Raw genomic sequence first — 18,870 nt, forward strand, 5'->3', positions numbered from 1 at the left:
GGCACCTCAAAAGGCGTGTTGTAAGTCTCTAAGAATGGGTTGGTCATATCGTTTTCATTTTCGCTTTGCCCACAGGCCACTAATAAACTGGCGGATACAAAAGCAGCAATCAATTGTTTTTTCATATTGAATTATATTAGGGTTTATCCTGCAAAGATAAAGAGGTTTTTGAGGCTTAAAAATCTTTATCGTTTCTAACAGTATTATAATTTTTAAAGGAATTTATTTTCTTTTTCAATGTGGGGTTGGTTTTTGGTAAATGGAAAATACTAATAAAGTGGAATAGAGAAATTTATTGTGGTTTAATAAAGGAATAACATATATATTGGTATGTTCTCTTCTATTTAGCTAAGTATCACCTGACCTACCTGATAGACAAACTTAAGTGCGAGTATAATAATGCCCCATAAATTTCAATTAAAAAACAAAATAATCTAGGATTTGAATAGAATCATATTGATTTAGAGAGAGATCTAACTTTCAAAATAATCTCATTCCCAAATCTATTTGACACAGTAGAAAACTTCAACATTAATTAAATTATTTCATCATGATACTAAATGAGGTTTCAAATAAAATTCTCGATCAAACCAAAGATCTTATTTGGGTGGTGGACAGCGACCTTACTTTGGTTTATGCCAATAAAGCCTATTTAAGTCTGATGAAGGAAGTCACGGGTATTGATAAAGTATTGAATACCCCGATTTTGGTTGAGGGATTTGGGGAGGGTTATATTGAAAAATGGAAAGCGTATTACCAGCGGGCACTTTCAGGAGAGTATTTTGAAGTAGAAGAACATTATTATAATCCTGAATCTAATGATATTCAATATGGCCAAATTACATTCACACCTGTAATTGGAGATGATGATAGAACCCACTCCGTGGCCTGTCGCTCGACAGATATAACACGGATAGTCAAACATAAATCGGAAGCAAATCAATTGTTGGATGCTTCATTAGATACTTTTTGCACGATCAATGAAGCGGGTAATTTTGTGTTTGTGAGCGCGGCTTCTAAACCCCATTGGGGATACACACCAGAGGAATTAAGAGGCATGTCGTTTTGGGATTTGATTTTGGAAGATGATTTGCCAAAACCAGAGAAATAGCCGAGGCTATTATTAGAGGAAAAGATGTGAAATCATTTGAGAACCGCTATACAAAAAAAGATGGGAGTATCGCCTTTAATTTATGGTCAGCCCGTTGGGATAGTAGTACGAAATTAATGTATTGTGTATCGCGAGATGCGAAGGATAAAATCGAAGAAGAAGCAGAAAAGGAACTGCTCAGACAAATCAGCCTAAGCTTTAATGATGAAGAGGAATTGATTCCGGCCGCCTACCGCCTATGCGAAAATCTATATACCTTCGGTAAGTTTGATTTGATAGAACTCTGGTGCCCCAATATGGAGCAAACCCAAATAAAACTAATAGGCCACAGCACACAGAACCAATATTTCTATGAACTTGAGCCATCGGAAACTTATTTTCAGAAGAATGAGGGATTGCCAGGGAAAGTTTGGGAAAAGGGAAAACAGCTTCTTTGGGATGAAAAACAGATTAAAAAATACTTCATTAGGAAAAAAGGAGCTTTACACTTAGGGCTACAAGCCATACTCGGGATACCCTTGACCTTTAAAGATGAATTGGTTGGGGTATTGCTGATTGGAACCAAACGGGAACCGGATTATTTGGAGCAGCACAGCCTGGTTTTAAGCCGGCTGGAAAAATTCATTGGGTCAGAGATTAACCGTAAGCGACTCGAAAATGACCTCAGAAACGTTTTCGATGCGACTCCTGAAATCCTCTGCGTCACTGACTTTGAGGGGCGATTTTTAAAGATCAACAATGCCGGATGCGCCCTGTTGGGATACGCCCAGGAAGAGGTACTATTTCATTCCATCGATGAATTTACACTTATTGAAGATAAAGGGAAATTCGAGCAAAAAATTAAGGGTATAACAAAAGGTGATTCGGTCTTCACTTTTGAAAACCGCTTCTTGGCTAAGGATGAGCAGGTAATCTGGCTGAGTTGGAACTGTAATCCTGCCTTGGAAGATGGTTTGGTGTATGCTTCGGCAAAGAATATTACCGATAGAATAAAGTCTGAAATTAGCCTTCAGGCGAGTTTAAAATCATTGGAAGATTATAAATTTGCTTTAGATCAAACTGCCATTATTACAATTACTGACACAAAAGGTGTCATCACATCCGTAAACGATCAATTCTGTAAACTTTCTAAATATTCCCGAGAGGAATTGATAGGTAAAACCCATAGCATAATCAACTCTAAGCATCACCCCAAATCATTTTTTGCTGAGTTATGGGGAACAATAGCCAAAGGAAAAGTATTCCGGGGAGAAATAAAGAATCAGGCAAAAGATGGATCATTCTATTGGGTAGATAGCACTATTGTCCCATTTTTAGATGAAAACAACAAACCATTTCAATATGTAGCTATTAGAATTGATATCACTGCTAAAAAACTTGCAAATGAGAAGATAATTGAAATATTAGAAGAAAAGAATAATATTTTAGAGAGTATCGGTGATGGCTTTTTTGCTGTAAACAAAGATTGGACAGTTACTTATTGGAATAAAAAGGCTGAAACTATATTGGGTAGGAATAAGGAGGATGTTCTTGGCAAAAATATATGGGAGACTCACCCTGATGTAATTGATTCAGAATTTTACAGGCAATATCACAAGGCCATGTTAACAGGAGAAACCATAAACTTTGAAGAAAATTATGCCACCTTGGATTTGTGGGTAGAAGTGACGGTTTATCCATCAGAAAACGGATTATCGATTTATTTTAAGGACATCTCTTATAGGAAAAAGACTGATATCCTTTTGTTAAAAGCCAATGAACGTTTTGAGAAAGTTACCCAAGCTACAAATGATGCTATCTGGGATTGGAATATAAGTGAAAATACATTGTTCTGGGGTGAAGGATTTAAAACCTTGTTCGGGTATGATGTCGAGAATATTACACCCACCTTAGATTCATGGATAAAAAATATTTATCCGAGTGATATTGAACGTGTTGAAAAATCTGTATATGAGGCAATTAAAAACAAAAATGTATCTAACTGGCTTGAAGAATATAGGTATAAAAAATCAGACAACAGCTTTGCATATGTTATAGATAAGGGTGTAATAATTAGAGATAGCCAAGGCGTAGCAGTTAGAATGGTGGGAGCTATGGTGGATTTTACAAAACTAAAAGAACAAGAAACAAAATTAGTAGAACTCAATGAATCCCTTAAAAATTACGCAAAAGAACTAGAGCGTTCCAATGAAGAACTGGAGCAATTCGCCTTTGTCACCTCCCACGATTTGCAGGAACCATTGCGGATGATTTCCAGCTTTATGGATCAATTGAAAAGAAAATATGCGGATCAACTTGATGATAAGGCACTTCAATACATTCATTACGCAACGGAAGGCGCAAAGCGGATGAAGCAGATTATATTGGATTTATTGCTTTACTCAAGAGCTAATAAAGCTTTTGAGGAGAAAGAGGAAGTAGATCTGAATGAGATACTTTCGGACTTTAAACAATTAAGGAGAAAACTTATAGCAGAAAAATCAGCAACTATTATTTCTAGAGAGTTGCCTCATTTAAGAACCTTTAGCGCTCCAGTTACCCAAATTTTCCACAGTTTGCTGGATAATGCATTAAAGTATTCAAAAGAAAATATTCCTCTACACATTGAAATATCCACAATTGAAAATGGAACTGAATGGGAGTTTGCTATTAAGGATAATGGTATTGGCATTGATAATCAATTTTTTGATAAAATTTTCATCATCTTTCAAAGACTACACAATAGAGAGCTCTACAGTGGAACCGGTATTGGATTGTCTATTGCAAAAAGAAGTGTGGAATTTATGGGAGGAAGGATTTGGTTAAATTCTGAAGTTGGTCAGGGATCTATATTTCACTTTACAATCCCCAAAAATTAAATAAAATGGACATTAAATTCCCTGTTATTGCGATTGGGGCATCGGCTGGCGGGCTTGAGCCACTTGAACAATTCTTTGAAAATACCACAAATCGCTCAGCGTATGCCTATGTTATCATTCAGCACCTGGCACCCAATCATAAAAGTATGATGGATGAGTTATTGTCCCGGCATACACAGCTTCCTATTCATATCATCGAAGATTCGATGACCATTCAAAAAGGAAATATTTACCTGAATCCCCCAAAGAAATTTGTTGAATTGAAGTCGGGTAAATTTATCCTAAGTGAAAAAGAAGATAGAAAATTGAGTTTTCCCATCAGCAGCTTTTTTGTGTCTTTGGCAGAAAATTTACAGGAGATGGCCTGCGCTATTGTTTTTTCGGGGACAGGTAGTGACGGTTCAGAAGGGATTAAATATATCAAAGAAAAAGCAGGATTGGTGTTGGTACAGGACCCATCTCAGGCCAAATTCAACGGAATGCCGAACATGGCCATCAACTCCGGGGTCGTGGATAAAATTTGCGCCGTGGAAAAAATGCATCAAGAAATTGATACGTTTTTTGCCAATAAAAATATTATCAATAAAAAGAATGAAAATTCCGCAACGGATGGCGCTACTGTTTCCAATATTTTAAATAGGGTAAACAAGCAAATCAATGTAGACTTTACAGGTTATAAACACACAACTTTATTGCGGAGAATCCACCGCAGAATGAGTCTATTGGATTATGTTGAAATAGAAGATTATTACAATTACCTTAAATCTAATCCGGGTGAAGCCCACCTACTTGCTAAAGAATTTCTAATTGGAGTAACCCGATTTTTTAGGGATGAGGAGGCATTCGAAATTCTTAAACTCCAAGTGATACCAAAGTTGGTTGAGGAAAACATGGATTCAAAAACTATCCGGGTTTGGGTGCCAGCTTGTTCTACCGGAGAAGAAGCTTACAGTATTGCTATTTTAATATTAGATTATTTAAGGATTCATAAGTTGCAATTTGATGTCAATATTTTTGCCACCGATTTAGATAAGGAGGCCATTAAATTTGCGGCAAATAGAATATTTTCCGAGAACATCAGAGCGGAAATTCCAATCGAATATTTGAATACATATTTTATTCCTCAAAAAACGGGTTACACTGTTGTTAAGCAAATCAGAGACATGATTATTTTTTCAGCTCATAATGTAATTCAAGATCCGCCATTCAATAAAATTGATTTGATCAGTTGCAGAAATTTCCTCATTTACCTAAATGACGCTGTACAGCAACAATTATTTTCCCTTTTCCAATATTCTCTCAGAACTAATGGTTTTCTTTTCCTTGGTCCCAGTGAAAGCCTCGGTACAGTCATTGAGGAATTTTTTGAATTTAACAATAAGCATAAAATTTTTATCAATAAAGAAAACAAAAAATCTATCCACCGACTGCATGCTACAAATAGTACTTTTAAAAGGACTACGGAAAGTTCCGATAAACCAATTTCTAACATTCGGCCGGTAAGTACAAATGAGGGGAAAATATTAAATGAAATACAGCACGCACTTATTCAGGAATATGTTCCGGATTCTCTGGTAATTGATGAAAATTTCAATTTATTACATACGACAGGAAAAGCCAATAGGTGGCTAAGGATTCCATCAGGAGAAATCAGCTCTAATATTTTAAAAATGCTGCCTGAATCTTTCTCTTTGCCTTTAGAGGTGGTAGCCAAGAAGGTCTTAATTTCAGGTAAGCCTGTAGTTTTGACTAACATCGGAATTCCTTCCGATCTAAATTTTCATTTTGATTCAGCTGAGTTTACAAACATTCAAGTTAGAAAAAAAGAACTTTTGGCAGGGATAGCCCATTTGTTTATCACTTTTGAACCATTAGTGAAAGGTGGGCCGCAAAATACGAATTTTGAAAGTGTCAATATAAATACACTATCTAAAGAGAAGATCAATATCCTAGAACGCGAACTCAGAATCAATAGAGAAACGCTCCAAACTACCATCGAAGAATTAGAATCAAGTAATGAAGAACTTCAGGCAGCAAATGAAGAATTACAGAGTTCTAATGAAGAATTGGAATCTGTAAATGAAGAACTTTACACAGTAAATGCAGAATACCAGCAAAAAAACAGTGAATTGTCAGCGTCAAATGATGACCTCAATAATCTGATCCATAGTACAGAAATAGCTTTATTATTTTTGGATTCGAATTTGAATATTCGAAAATTCACTCCTTCCATAAAGAAAATATTAGATCTAGTGCCCCATGACATTGGTAGAAATATCAGTCATTTCAGAGGGAAAATCCAACTGGATAATTTAATAGAACATGTGGAGACTGTTTTGGAAAATTTGGTTGTCTATGAATCAAGAATCGAAGATATAAAGAGGCGGGAATATCTTTTGAAAATATCACCTTTCAAGACTCAGAAGAACGAAATAAAAGGAGTCATTTTAGTATTTGTGGATTTGACCCAAGCAAATAAGTTAAAAAGAGTCATACAGATCTCTGACAAGACCTTGGCTGATTTAAACTCCAAGCACGAAGGGCAAAAAGAAATTTTTGAATTGATATCCAACAACCTTCGTGACATGGTTTGTATTATTAATAAGGAAGGCCAAATCGAATACTGTTCTCCGTCCGGCGCGGAAATTACGGGTTATCCTCTAGAAAAATTATACGAATTCAACCTATTAAACCAAATACCAAATAAATCTCACAAACAACTTTTTAAAAAGGCTTTTGCAGCAATCGAAGAAAATAGCGAACCTGGATTAATTGAATTTGAATTTAAAAAATCCAAAGGAAATGTAAGATGGCAGGAGGCTAGTATCAAACCTATAAAGCAAGTCGATACCAAAGGGTACAAATATTTACTCACGATAAGAGATGTTCATCAACGAAAATTAAATGAAATAGAATTTCAAAAAATATCGCTAATTGCAGAGCAAACAAGTAGTGCAGTTATCATTACAGATACAAACGGGAAGATTACATTTACCAATGATGCCTTTGAAAAAACAACTGGATATTCACAAGCAGAAGCGTTAGGGGAAACTCCTGGAAGGTTATTGCAAGGACCTGAGAGCGATCCCGAAATAATTAAAATAATGTCAGAATCAATCAATGAGAGAAAAAATTTCGATATCGATATAATTAATTATAATAAAGTTGGGGATAAATACCTGATCAATATAAAGGCCGAACCACTTTATGATAAGGCCGATAACTATATAGGATTCTTTTCAATTCAAAATGATATCACTGTAGAACAAGAACATATAAATCAAGTTCATAAATTAAATCAAACTATTAAGGAACAATTTCAGAAGCTTGAAGAGGTGAATAAGTCACTGGAGGAGTTTGCTTACATTGTCTCACATGATTTAAAAACACCCCTAAGAAACATCAGAGGCCTGCTTGCAATTTTAAATAAAAAAGGAAATAGTTTAGAAGAGAATAAAAGAAAAGAATATTTCGATATTATTATTTCTTCTTCAATTGAATTGGATAAAATGATCAACAATCTGCTTGAATATGCTCGGAGTGGTATGTCAAATGAGGAAGTTGAATCTGTTGATTTATCAAAATTGTTGAAAGAGGTTTTTCAACAATTTGAAAAAGATATGAATGAATTGAACGGGGAATTGGATTACGATCTAGAAGTGACCAAACTTCATATTTACCCAATTCTTTTTAAGCGACTTGTCACAAATCTGATCAGTAATTCCATAAAATACAGAAGTGAGAGAAACCCCCAAATTAAAATCACATGTATTGATTTATTGGGAAAAGTGATATTTTCGGTTTCTGATAATGGGATAGGAATTCCTCAAAATCAGTTTGAAAACATTTTTAAAATTTTCAAAACAATAAAGCCCAACGAAGATAGTAATGGTATTGGTCTATCTGTATGCAAAAAAATAGTGGAGTTCCATGGAGGAAAGATTTGGGTTGATTCAACGGAAGGCGAAGGAACAACGATAAAATTTGAAATACCTAAAAAGTTAAACTAAGACAATGAAAACAAAACCTGCTCACATCCTTTTAGTAGAGGACAATGAAGGAGATATAATTCTCACGCTTGAAGCATTTGAAGAAAGTAAAATAAAAACAATAATAAGTGTTGCAAGAAACGGACAGGAAGCACTTGATTTTTTGTTTAAAAAAGGAGGTTTTCAAGATGCAAAAAAGCCTGACTTGATTTTATTGGATATCAATATTCCTGTCTATAATGGACACGAGGTTCTACAGAAAATTAAAAATGATGAAGAATTAAAAAAAATCCCTGTCATCATGCTGACTACCTCTTCAAACCAAAAAGATATAGAAGAAGCATATAAAAACTACTGTAATAGCTACGTAAAAAAACCTCTGGAGATGGAAGATTTTCTCAAAGCTGTTCTTAAAATCGAGGAGTTTTGGTTGCAACTATCCTTGTTATCTGAATAATTATTTTCACAAAGATTATGGGCAATAAAAAACTATGTATTTAATCGGTTAGACTCAGGATCTTAATCTTTAAATTATCAATCTATGGAGAAAATTATATGCATAATTGATGACGACCTAGTATATAGGTTAATAGTTCAAAGGATGATAAAAAGAAGTTTTCCTTCACTTGTATGCCATGAATGTGAAAATGGAGAGGAAGGTTTAAAGCTTTTAAGTTCTCTCCAATTATCACCATTAAAGATAATTGTGATTTTAGATATAAATATGCCGATTTTAAATGGTTGGGGATTTTTGAAGAAATTGGAAAAAAACAATTTTTATGGTATTCAAGACTTATCTATTTATTTGGTTTCATCTTCAACAGATCACAATGATAAAGAGAGAGCAAATCAATTTAAATTTTTAAAGAAATTTATTCATAAACCACTTAGTTCAGAGGATTTAAATATGATGTTAGGTTGATTTTTTTTTTAGCGTTATTTTTTTGGTTAATTAGATTCATGCAAACAAATAACATAAATGATTTTTAACAGGATGTAAAGAGACCTTGTGTCCACTTACTGATAATATAGGCATCGAATGTCTTTAAGTAAATAATGATTTTTTCTTAAAATTCTAAAGGGATTTGCTGGCTGTTATGATTTAGGATAATTAGAAAAATTTTAGTTAATTCAGTCTTTGAGGGATTTAATCAAGAATCTTTTAATTTCAACCTTTAATTGAAATATTAGAAATCAAAACCTAAATACAAGTGTCAATAAGAACCGTAAAAGTAGGATTGGTGCAGAATTTCTGCAGTCAAGATCTCAAATCAAACCTATCGAAAGCAGAAGATGGAATCAGAAGAGCCGCCCAGAAAGGTGCGCAAATCATCTGTCTTCAGGAACTTTTCAAATCCCTTTATTTCTGTGATGTGGAGGATCATGACAATTTCAAATTGGCGGAAAGTATTCCCGGACCATTAACTGACTTTTTCTCCTCTCTAGCCAAAGAACTTGGCGTGGTGATCATTGCTTCGCTTTTTGAGAAAAGGGCAGAGGGCCTTTATCACAATACCACCGCTGTATTGGATGCAGACGGAAGCTACCTTGGCAAATACCGAAAAATGCATATCCCTGATGATCCTGGATATTATGAGAAGTTTTATTTTACGCCAGGGGATTTGGGCTATAAGGTTTTCAATACCAAGTTTGCAAAAATTGGAGTCCTGATCTGTTGGGATCAATGGTACCCTGAAGCAGCGAGAATCACCTCTCTGATGGGAGCAGAAATGCTGTTTTACCCGACAGCCATCGGTTGGCACAAGGATCAAGATAAAGAAATCAATGATGAGCAATATCAGGCATGGCAGACCATTCAGCGTTCCCATGCAGTGGCCAATGGCGTTCCTGTGGTTTCAGTCAATAGAGTAGGTATCGAAGGGGATATGAAGTTTTGGGGAGGATCTTTTGTGACCAATGCCTTTGGTAGGGTTTTGTATCAAGCTGATCATGTGGAAGAGGAGGTTTATGTACAAGAATTGGATATGGAAAACTCGGATAGGTACAGAACCCATTGGCCTTTTTTGAGAGACAGACGCATCGATTCCTATTCTCCCATCCTCAAGAGATTCATTGATGAAGACTAATATTTATACCAAAGACGTTTTCGAAAAGGCAGGAGACATCACACCTCACCAATTGGGCTATTCTTTTCCTGCGGAATTTGCCCTCCATTCAGCGACTTGGCTGAGTTGGCCACATAAGGAAGCATCTTGGCCAGGAAAGATCAACACCATTTTTCCTGGTTATGCTGAATTTATAAAGTATGTTGCTTTAGGAGAAGAGGTCCACATCAATGTTAAAGATGAAGCGATGAAGGCATTTGCCTTGGGTCATCTTGAGTCAGCTGGAGTGGATCTGAAAAATGTTTATTTTCATTTTTTTCCTACCAACGATGCTTGGTGCAGGGATCATGGTCCTGCCTTTTTGATCAATCAGGAAGCAGATCAAAAAAAGGTTTTAGTCAAATGGGATTACAATGCCTGGGGAGATAAATACCCTCCTTATGACCTGGACAATCTGATTCCGATCAAAATCGCTGAATTTAGAAATGTTCCTTGCTTCAAACCCGGGATAGTCATGGAAGGTGGTTCTGTGGAATTTAATGGTAAAGGAACTTTGCTCACTTCTGAGGCTTGTTTGCTCAATTCCAACAGGAATCCCCATCTTTCCAAAAAGCAGATTGAGGAATATCTGCATGACTATTATGGGGTAGAAAACATCCTGTGGCTCAATGATGGTATCATTGGTGATGACACCGATGGACATATTGATGACCTGACCAGATTTGTCAACTCCGATACTGTAGTGACTATGGTGGAACACAACAAAGCAGATGAAAACTATGCGCCGCTTAAAGAGAACCTTGATCTGCTTCACAAACTGAGGTTGGAAAACGGCAAGCAGATGAATATTGTGGAATTGCCGATGCCCAGAAAAATCATCCACGAAGATATGCGCTTGCCTGCTTCCTATGCCAATTTTTATATTTCTAACCACGCCGTTGTCGTGCCTACTTTCCAGGATAAAAATGACGATAAGGCATTGGATATTTTGACTTCCTGTTTTCCCGACAGAAAAGTAGTAGGGGTCAATTCCTTGGAACTGATTTGGGGTTTGGGTTCATTTCACTGCCTGAGTCAGCAGGAACCGTTTATCTAGAAGTTGGAAGCTGGAAGCCGGAAGTCGGACGAACCAGCCAATATAAAATTACACACGGTTAAAAGCCTTATTGTCCAGTACATCGGTCATCCGACATCGGACATCCATCAATTTAAACAAAGTTTTAGTCCAAATCAGTAAAAACCTCATTCAGGTCAAGTTTGAATCCCTTGACACATTTTGATTCGACAACATCGCCGACAGTAAAAAGCTTGGAGGGGATATATTTTCCATCATTCAAGGTATAGACCAAAAGTGTCAATTCGTAGGGCTGAATGATCCAATACTCTTTTACCCCACTTTCTTCATAAACTTCATATTTGTTTTGGAGTTCTTTTTTGTTGTTTCCTGGGGAAAGTATCTCCACAATCAAATCAGGAGCACCGATACAACCAAATTCATCCAACTTACTTTTGTCGCAGATCACACATATATCAGGCTGGACTACTGTGAAAATATCCTCATTTTTCTTTGACTTGACCGGAAGCCGTACATCGAAAGGAGCATCATATACTTCACAGGGCTTACCTTCTAAGTAGACATGTAGTTTGGTCAAAATATTTCCAGATATCTTTTGATGAATCCGCCTTGGTGCCGCTGCTGCGGATTTGAATATTTTCCCTTTGATGATTTCGACCATTTCTTCAAATTCCCATGTCAGATAATCAGCATAGGAGTAAACGCCATACTCGGTTATTGGCTCCTCAGCTTTATTTTGATTTTCAGGTAGGGGATCAAAAGTTTTCATCTAACTAAGATATGAAAAATGGTGCTAATGAAAAAGAAGGCGAAGGGAGTTTTAATCGTATCGGATTCTCAATTGGCTTTTAAAGGATTTTAATCATTCTAGAAAAAACATATTGCTGCCGAATTTTCTTCTGTTACTTTTGTGTTTGACTGTAACCCTTTTTGAAATGAATTTTGTAAAATCCATATTTGCCTTATTTATTCTTTCTTTTCAAATAAATACTCAAGTTTTTTCTCAGGACAGAGAACAGTATGTGATACTCATTTCCCTTGATGGTTTCAGACATGATTATGTTGAAAGATTCAAACCTGAAAATCTTTCCCGCTTTATTCAAAATGGGACCGCTGCCGAAGCGATGATTCCTTCATTCCCTAGTAAAACATTCCCCAATCACTATACCATTGCTACGGGGATGAAACCTGAAAACCATGGTTTGGTGAACAATTCTTTTTATGAACCCGAAAAAGACCTTGTGTATTCCATGGGCAACAGGGATATAGTTGAGGATGGGTATTGGTATGGAGGGACGCCTATTTGGGTATTGGCTGAACAAAATGGCATGAAAGCAGCTAGTTATTTTTTTGTTGGATCTGAGGCACCGGTGCAAGGCATCCATCCAAGTTATTATTTCAATTTTGATGGAAGTGTCCCAAACCTTACCCGAGTTTCTAAGGTTTTTGAATGGTTACAGCTTCCAAAAGAAGAAAGACCGAGAATGATTACGCTGTATTTTTCGGATATGGATAATGTTGGGCACAGTTATGGACCTGATAATGACGAACAAGTCGGAAGAAAACTGGAAAAATTGGACCGTGAATTGGGGGCGTTGTTTGAAGGCTTGAAGAGTTTTGACTTGGATATCAATATCTTCATCGTTTCCGACCATGGCATGACCAATATCCCCAAAGGGAATTTGCTCAACCTTGACCATATTACCGAAGGGATTGCTGCGAGAGTAGTCAACAACGGCGCCTTGGCCCATCTCCATTTAGAAAATAAAAAAGAATTGGAGAAGGTTTTCAAGAAATTGAAGAAAGCCGAAAATCATTTCAAAGTAGTCAGGGTATCGGACAAAGAATATTACAAGAATATCGAAAAATACAGAAATCGATTGGGGGACTTGCTCATAATCCCTGATTTGGGCCATTACCTGGCCACTAGCCAAGGTATGGTTTCTTATCAAAACAGGTCAGCCATGTTCAAGACAGATGTATTTGGGGAGCATGGATTCAGTTCGGAGTATAAAGATATGCATGGCATCTTTTTCGCCAATGGACCGATGGTCAAGGAAGGATTGGTAATTTCACCTTTTGAAAATATCCACGTATACCCATTGTTGGCTACAATCTTAGGATTGCCGATTCCGGAAGAAATAGATGGTAGGCTGGAAATACTTGAACCGATTTTGAAAGAGAAATAGTGGATAGGAAAGAAATAGAGAACAGAGATGACGTGTCACTTTTGGTAAGGAGTTTTTATGCCAAGATCAGAGTTCATGAGAATCTCGGACCGATTTTCAATAAGGTGGTGGAGGATTGGGAAACCCATCTGGAAAGACTGACTGATTTTTGGGAAATGGTGCTGCTAAATTCAGGACCGGGTGCAGGTAAGTTTAGTCCTGTACCAGTGCACAAGGAAGTTGATAGAAGTACAGAAAATAAGATTGAACAACTCCATTTTGGAAATTGGCTGGAGCTCTGGTTCTCAACTTTGGATTCCTATTTTGTAGGTAAGAATGCTGATTATGCAAAAGAACATGCCCGTAATATGGCACATATCCTATTTTTCAGGATTATGGAGGGGAGAAGCAAAGCAATTGACTACCGCCCCAATCTATGAGTAGAGTGTTTTTTGAATTGATAAAAGTAAGCTTAGCTCATTTATTTCTATGTTTAAAACTTTGGCATATCCATAAACCTTCCCTGCCTTGTGTTGGGTAAAAAAATAATAGTTGGTTTTATCAGATAGAAAATGCTAGAGGAGTCGTCTATCAGATAGGCGGTTGCAAGTAATGATAAATAAATGGAGATCTTGACTTAATCAAACTGAGATCAGCTTGAAATGATAGTCCATTCTTTCTGCTTTTTGGAAAGAAATGGTCTTTCTTAAGTGGTAAAATGCTTCCAAAAGCATTGCGTTTTCAATTTCGCCAGCATCGACAGCTTTGAAGCCAACCCACTCAATGATTCTTTTCACCAATGTTTTTTCATTTGAATCAGGCCCACAGTAGTAGCTTTCATGCACCAAACCCATAGGATCTGATTTTGGATAATCTATCCCAAGGTTATTGAATGCTTTGAAAAGCTTTTGTTCACCAATACTTTTTTTGATTAAAGTGGTATTTGGACAAAACTCCGCTGTGTAAGCACCATTGGTGCAATCAATGATAATTTTGTTGCCCAGGTCAGACATTGCCAAAGCATCTGACACTTTTGGAAGGTGTTCGTTTTCGCAGCAGATCAAAACGACATCTGACATTTCGATGGCAGTTTCGTAACTGAAAATCTTATCCAAATACATGTTGAGAATTTTCCACTCAATTTCCTTGGTCACGAAGTCTTCACGAACTCCAAAAACCACTGTTTGATTTGCGGACAATAATTTTTTGCCGAGGGTAGAAGCAAGCTTGGTTCCACCTAGTATTCCTATTTTCATAATCGATCAGTTGCTTAGCTTTTGGGTGAAAAAGCCAATGATTAGATGATAATTTAATCGCCCAGTTTCGAGAATTATATTTTGATATTTAACAGAACGGATTGAAATATAGATAATTAGTCCGCGTATTCAAAATATATTTTTGAAAAAACAGGACTTCAAAAATGAAAAGCAAATAAGTATTTGTGACTGTCAAATTACAAAATGGGAAGAGATATTTTGGCTAAAAATTTTTTCAACAATTTATTTGAATGGAAGGGAATCTTGATAAATATCAATATTTAAGGGGAAATCAAACACCCAAAATATAAGCTTTCAGGTTGCAATAATTTATCGAAAAATGCCTTGGTGACATCCATTAATCTAGACGTAGAAATGAAGGGAAATGAAAGAAAATTGAAGTCAGACAGTAATTAATTTGAAGTGGTATTCAGTTTTTTCTTTTTTGTTGATAGCGATTTCTTTACCCAAATGAAAGAAGGCCTCCAAAAGATATGCACTTTGTGAAGAGCCTGCATCCACTGCCTTAAATCCTGATTTTTCGATTAGTTTTTTCACTTTTAGTTTTTCGGGCCCTTCTTCACCACAAAAATAAGTTTCCTTGATCAAGCCTAATACATCCGAGTTTGGATAATCCAGCCCCAGATTATTGAAAGCCTTATAAATATTTTTATTACTAAGGGATTTCTGTATCAGAACACTATTGCAGGAAAAATTGCTTTCAAACCTTCCATTGGTACAATCAATAATTGTTTTGTCAGTAAGGTCAAGATTCGAGAATGATTGACAGATTTCGGGCAATTGTTCATTTTCACAGCAAATAAGTATAATTTCAGCTCTTTTGATAGCTTCAATAAAACTATAAACCTGACCTGGAAACCGATTTAGGATTTTCCATTCAATTTCTATTGCTTCATAATTTTCCCTTACTCCATAAATCACCTGTGACCCTGAGGAGTGGAGTTTTTTCCCTAATGTTGTGGTAAGCTTGGTAGCGCCCAATATCCCTATTTTCATTATTTTTTTGAGTATTGCTTGGAGATTTTATCATCCATACCATTACTAGGGCATTTTAGGTATGGATTAAGTAAGAATGGTGGCAAGAAATTAATAAGAGAGGTGTTTTAGTAATATGTTTTATCTCTTTCATTGAAAATTAACAAATCAAATATGAATTACAAAATAAAATATGGAAAAAGAATATTTTCATTAAATAAAAACATTGAATTAATAGTCAGTTAATATGTTTTCAAAAGAAATATTTGCTGCTTCATTGAAGTCCAATCTAAAAATCATTCCAAAAGGAAATTCAGCAGCCTACTTGGGTTGCATGATTTTTTGAAATGGATTGGTTTTTCTATTATTGAATGCATGGATGCCGGCAGCTAAGAATAAAACACCCGCTAAGAATAATGAAGCGAAGGCGATCATGTATTGATTGTCCCACTGTTTGACTGATATTGCTGTAAATGCCCAAACTCCTACCAATGCAGCTTCCCGCATATTTCTGAAACGAATAAGCATCAAATATATCGCAGTCCCTATGAATAAAACAGCGATAGTCCAAAATACCTGATTGGAAAGTAAGATCCCTTTGAATACAAACCAGACTGATAAATTGACCACCGAAGCGGTAATTATCCAACCTGTGTAGATACAAATCGGCCACCACACAAAAGCAATGATATCCAATGGAGCGTCCCATGTTTCCAGTCTTAATCTAACCACCAGGGCCAATAGACATAGCAGCAATGAAAAGATTACCAAAACAGAAATAGAAATCAATTCAGAGGTCCAAACTACTATCCATAGGCCATTGAGGATGTTGGAGAGCCCAAACCAAATGGAAGAGGGTAGAAGGGATTTTTGGTTTTGATTCTTGAAGAAGGATACCCATTGAAAGACGATAAAGCCTAACAAAAGGAGATAGATCAATCCCCAAATGGAAAACGCATATCCTGCCGGAGTGATCAAAGTATCAAATTGACTGCTGACTTCCCCAACTGATTTCCTTCCCCCTACTCCGGCCCCATAGAGATAATTGAGATATAGGGTCGCAATAAAACTAAGCGTATTGAAAATCAACAGGGAAATACTTTTCATAAGAGTTGTTTTTTGCGGTATTATTAAATTTTGAATAGCCTTTTTAGATTATTTAAAAAACTAAGGAATCATGATTGACTATAACAATATGTTGTATTTTTTAGATCATATCATCGAAAACTTCTTCCAGATCAAGTACAAAGCCTTCAACTGCTTGGGATGCTACTTTATCACCATGTGTAAAAATTCTGGATGCTTGGTATTTTCCATTGATTAGGGTGTTAATGATCACTGTACATTCATTGGGATGGATGATCCAATATTCTTTTACCCCGGATTCTTCATACACTTCGTATTTATTTTGAAGTTCCTTTTTGTTGTTGCCGGGAGAAAGGATTTCAACGACTAAGTCGGGAGCACCCACGCAACCAAGTTCGTCTATTTTACTCGGATCGCAGATCACACAAATGTCAGGTTGGACAACAGTATCAATGTCTTCATTCCTCTTGGATATTATAGGTAGCCTTACGTCAAATGGAGCGATAAATGCTTCACATTTCTTCCCTTTGAGAAAATTGGAAAAAGCTGTTATAATTTTTCTTGCAACTCTTTGATGATTCACTCTTGGCGCTGCGGCTTGCTTGAAAATCTTGCCTTTGATCAGTTCGACCATTTCATCCATCTGCCAGGTCAGGTAGTCAGCATAAGTATAGCGGCCACCTGCCTGTCCGGTAGGCAGGCCTGCCTGCCTGGTCGGTAGGTACTCTGCTAGCGGCTCTTCAACTATGTTTTTCAATTCTTCCTCTTCCATAAAGTAAAAATACTGATTATTAGGGAGAAAGGAAATGTAGACTTTGAAGATGGATTGGAATATGATAATTAGCGTCGGCTGATTTCTGCTAATCGGATCACCGGAATAGATTTTAAAAATATGGGAACATCGTTTGGGGCAGGAGTGAAAATATCAGCCTCTTTGTCTGTTAATCTGAATCTAATAAACACAGGGATAGGTGTTTGGCTGATATCTTTATATTCTTCAGGAAGACTTTCAGAGAAGTATAGCTCATTTTTATAAAGGATCAAAAACTGGTATGAACCGCGTGTGGCTACATTCAATACCACTTCACCATTTCCTTCTATGAATGGACCTTTATCTGAAATACAGGAGTTAGTTGCAAATAAAAATGCGATAATAAATAAACCTAAGAGTGGCTTCATGTTCTATAGACGATGCTTCTGATGATAATGCGACAGATCAAATAAAAGAAAGTTATGGAATAAGATTAATCATCATGAATTCCATTGTTGTTAAATTTTTAAAGATCCTAAGGTCGAATTGTGAAATGGCATTTGATTTTTACCTAACGCAATATGAATGAATTTAGATTTTATAATTTTAAACACTGCATCATTACGTATGTTATCCAAGATGAACCTTTGCTTAATTTAACTTATGATATTATACAACCGCTATCTTCTTTTTGCCATTCTTTTACTGGCATCTTTTTCTTGTTCTCTAAAACGGGTTCAGAGGAGTAAAGACATTACCTATATGGAAAATGGGCTTTTGGGCTACCTCCCCAAAAAGCAATTGAATGTCTTTGCACCAAAAAAGGCAGATGGTAAGAATCCCGTGATGCTTTTTTTCCATGGCGGTAGCTGGAATTCTGGAAATAAGGATATCTATGACTTTCTCGGATCAAGATTGGCAAGGAAAGATATTGTAGCAGTCATCATTGATTATCCACTCAGTCCCGATCATCAGGTTCATGACATGGCAAAGGCATCTGCGCAAGCTGTGAAATGGACAAAGGAAAACATTACTACTTATGGAGGGAATCCGGATAAGATATTCGTCTCGGGACATTCTGCTGGAGGGCACTTAGCAAGTTTGATTTCTGTACGAGATGAATATTTTGACACCTTGGGTGTGGAAAATCCCATCAAAGGGACAATCCTGATAGATGCGGCGGGTCTGGATATGTATTGGTTTTTGAACGAAATGAATTATGAACCTGGGACCAAATATCTCCGGGCCTTTACGGATAACCCTCAGGTATGGGAAGATACCTCACCGATTTACTATTTAGATGAAAAAGATCCACCGATGCTGATCATGATGGGAGGTAGAACGCTTCCGGGAATAGAAAAGACCACTGAAAGATTTTTGGAAGAATATAAAAAAATAGAACCTGAGCCCAATTTTCACCTTCAAAAACGAAAAAAGCATGTCCCCATGATCGCACAGTTTATCTACACACCAAATAAGGTATATAAATGGGTTGAGGAGTTTATGGAGGATAA

At 36.4% G+C, this 18,870-nt stretch carries 16 protein-coding genes; 10 read left to right on the forward strand and 6 right to left on the reverse strand.

The window, feature by feature from the left end:
• Window positions 1-550 precede the first annotated feature (550 nt).
• The 7 genes from ACEW8U_RS18765 to ACEW8U_RS18795 all read left to right on the forward strand — a co-directional run bounded on the left by ACEW8U_RS18765 (window position 551) and on the right by ACEW8U_RS18795 (window position 11,120).
• Window positions 551-1,111 (forward strand): PAS domain-containing protein, encoded by a 561-nt coding sequence (locus tag ACEW8U_RS18765; RefSeq protein ID WP_373523593.1) that lies wholly within the window; start codon window positions 551-553, stop codon window positions 1,109-1,111.
• Window positions 1,112-1,227: 116 nt separating this feature from the next.
• The gene (locus ACEW8U_RS18770; RefSeq protein WP_373523594.1) at window positions 1,228-3,969 is read left to right on the forward strand and encodes a PAS domain S-box protein; all 2,742 of its coding nucleotides are present in this window, start codon (window positions 1,228-1,230) and stop codon (window positions 3,967-3,969) included.
• Window positions 3,970-3,974: 5 nt separating this feature from the next.
• Window positions 3,975-7,979 (forward strand): CheR family methyltransferase, encoded by a 4,005-nt coding sequence (locus tag ACEW8U_RS18775; RefSeq protein ID WP_373523595.1) that lies wholly within the window; start codon window positions 3,975-3,977, stop codon window positions 7,977-7,979.
• Window positions 7,980-7,983: 4 nt separating this feature from the next.
• Window positions 7,984-8,415, forward strand: coding sequence for a response regulator (locus ACEW8U_RS18780; RefSeq protein WP_373523596.1), 432 nt, complete (start codon window positions 7,984-7,986; stop codon window positions 8,413-8,415).
• A gap of 84 nt (window positions 8,416-8,499) precedes the next feature.
• Window positions 8,500-8,880 (forward strand): response regulator, encoded by a 381-nt coding sequence (locus ACEW8U_RS18785; protein ID WP_373523597.1) that lies wholly within the window; start codon window positions 8,500-8,502, stop codon window positions 8,878-8,880.
• Between the two features lie 289 nt (window positions 8,881-9,169).
• On the forward strand, window positions 9,170-10,045 hold the full coding sequence (locus ACEW8U_RS18790) for a carbon-nitrogen hydrolase (protein ID WP_373523598.1): 876 nt from the start codon (window positions 9,170-9,172) through the stop codon (window positions 10,043-10,045).
• On the forward strand, window positions 10,035-11,120 hold the full coding sequence (locus tag ACEW8U_RS18795) for an agmatine/peptidylarginine deiminase (protein ID WP_373523599.1): 1,086 nt from the start codon (window positions 10,035-10,037) through the stop codon (window positions 11,118-11,120). The genes ACEW8U_RS18790 and ACEW8U_RS18795 overlap by 11 nt, the downstream gene beginning before the upstream one ends.
• Before the next feature lie 124 nt (window positions 11,121-11,244).
• Here the strand turns inward: ACEW8U_RS18795 and ACEW8U_RS18800 are convergent, their stop codons facing one another.
• Complete coding sequence (locus ACEW8U_RS18800; RefSeq protein WP_373523600.1) at window positions 11,245-11,868, reverse strand: Uma2 family endonuclease; 624 nt, start codon at window positions 11,866-11,868, stop codon at window positions 11,245-11,247.
• Window positions 11,869-12,034: 166 nt separating this feature from the next.
• Between ACEW8U_RS18800 and ACEW8U_RS18805 the strand changes: the two genes are divergently transcribed.
• Window positions 12,035-13,288, forward strand: coding sequence for an ectonucleotide pyrophosphatase/phosphodiesterase (locus tag ACEW8U_RS18805; RefSeq protein ID WP_373523601.1), 1,254 nt, complete (start codon window positions 12,035-12,037; stop codon window positions 13,286-13,288).
• Complete coding sequence (locus ACEW8U_RS18810; RefSeq protein WP_373523602.1) at window positions 13,288-13,707, forward strand: group III truncated hemoglobin; 420 nt, start codon at window positions 13,288-13,290, stop codon at window positions 13,705-13,707. The genes ACEW8U_RS18805 and ACEW8U_RS18810 overlap by 1 nt, the downstream gene beginning before the upstream one ends.
• A gap of 201 nt (window positions 13,708-13,908) precedes the next feature.
• Here the strand turns inward: ACEW8U_RS18810 and ACEW8U_RS18815 are convergent, their stop codons facing one another.
• From ACEW8U_RS18815 to ACEW8U_RS18835, 5 genes are all read right to left on the reverse strand, one after another.
• A complete protein-coding gene (locus ACEW8U_RS18815; protein WP_373523603.1) occupies window positions 13,909-14,523 on the reverse strand; it encodes an NADPH-dependent F420 reductase in 615 nt (204 codons plus the stop codon).
• Window positions 14,524-14,925: 402 nt separating this feature from the next.
• Window positions 14,926-15,540 (reverse strand): NADPH-dependent F420 reductase, encoded by a 615-nt coding sequence (locus ACEW8U_RS18820; RefSeq protein ID WP_373523604.1) that lies wholly within the window; start codon window positions 15,538-15,540, stop codon window positions 14,926-14,928.
• Window positions 15,541-15,840: 300 nt separating this feature from the next.
• A complete protein-coding gene (locus ACEW8U_RS18825) occupies window positions 15,841-16,626 on the reverse strand; it encodes a hypothetical protein (protein WP_373523605.1) in 786 nt (261 codons plus the stop codon).
• Window positions 16,627-16,726: 100 nt separating this feature from the next.
• Window positions 16,727-17,377: a Uma2 family endonuclease gene (locus ACEW8U_RS18830; protein WP_373523606.1), complete on the reverse strand. Its 651-nt coding sequence runs from the start codon at window positions 17,375-17,377 to the stop codon at window positions 16,727-16,729.
• Window positions 17,378-17,445: 68 nt separating this feature from the next.
• Window positions 17,446-17,784, reverse strand: coding sequence for a hypothetical protein (locus ACEW8U_RS18835; RefSeq protein WP_373523607.1), 339 nt, complete (start codon window positions 17,782-17,784; stop codon window positions 17,446-17,448).
• A gap of 235 nt (window positions 17,785-18,019) precedes the next feature.
• Between ACEW8U_RS18835 and ACEW8U_RS18840 the strand changes: the two genes are divergently transcribed.
• The coding region (locus ACEW8U_RS18840) for an alpha/beta hydrolase (protein WP_373523608.1) at window positions 18,020-18,870 on the forward strand (851 nt) is incomplete at its 3' end.

Source organism: Aquiflexum sp. (genome assembly GCF_041751335.1).
Taxonomy (GTDB): Bacteria; Bacteroidota; Bacteroidia; order Cytophagales; family Cyclobacteriaceae; genus Aquiflexum.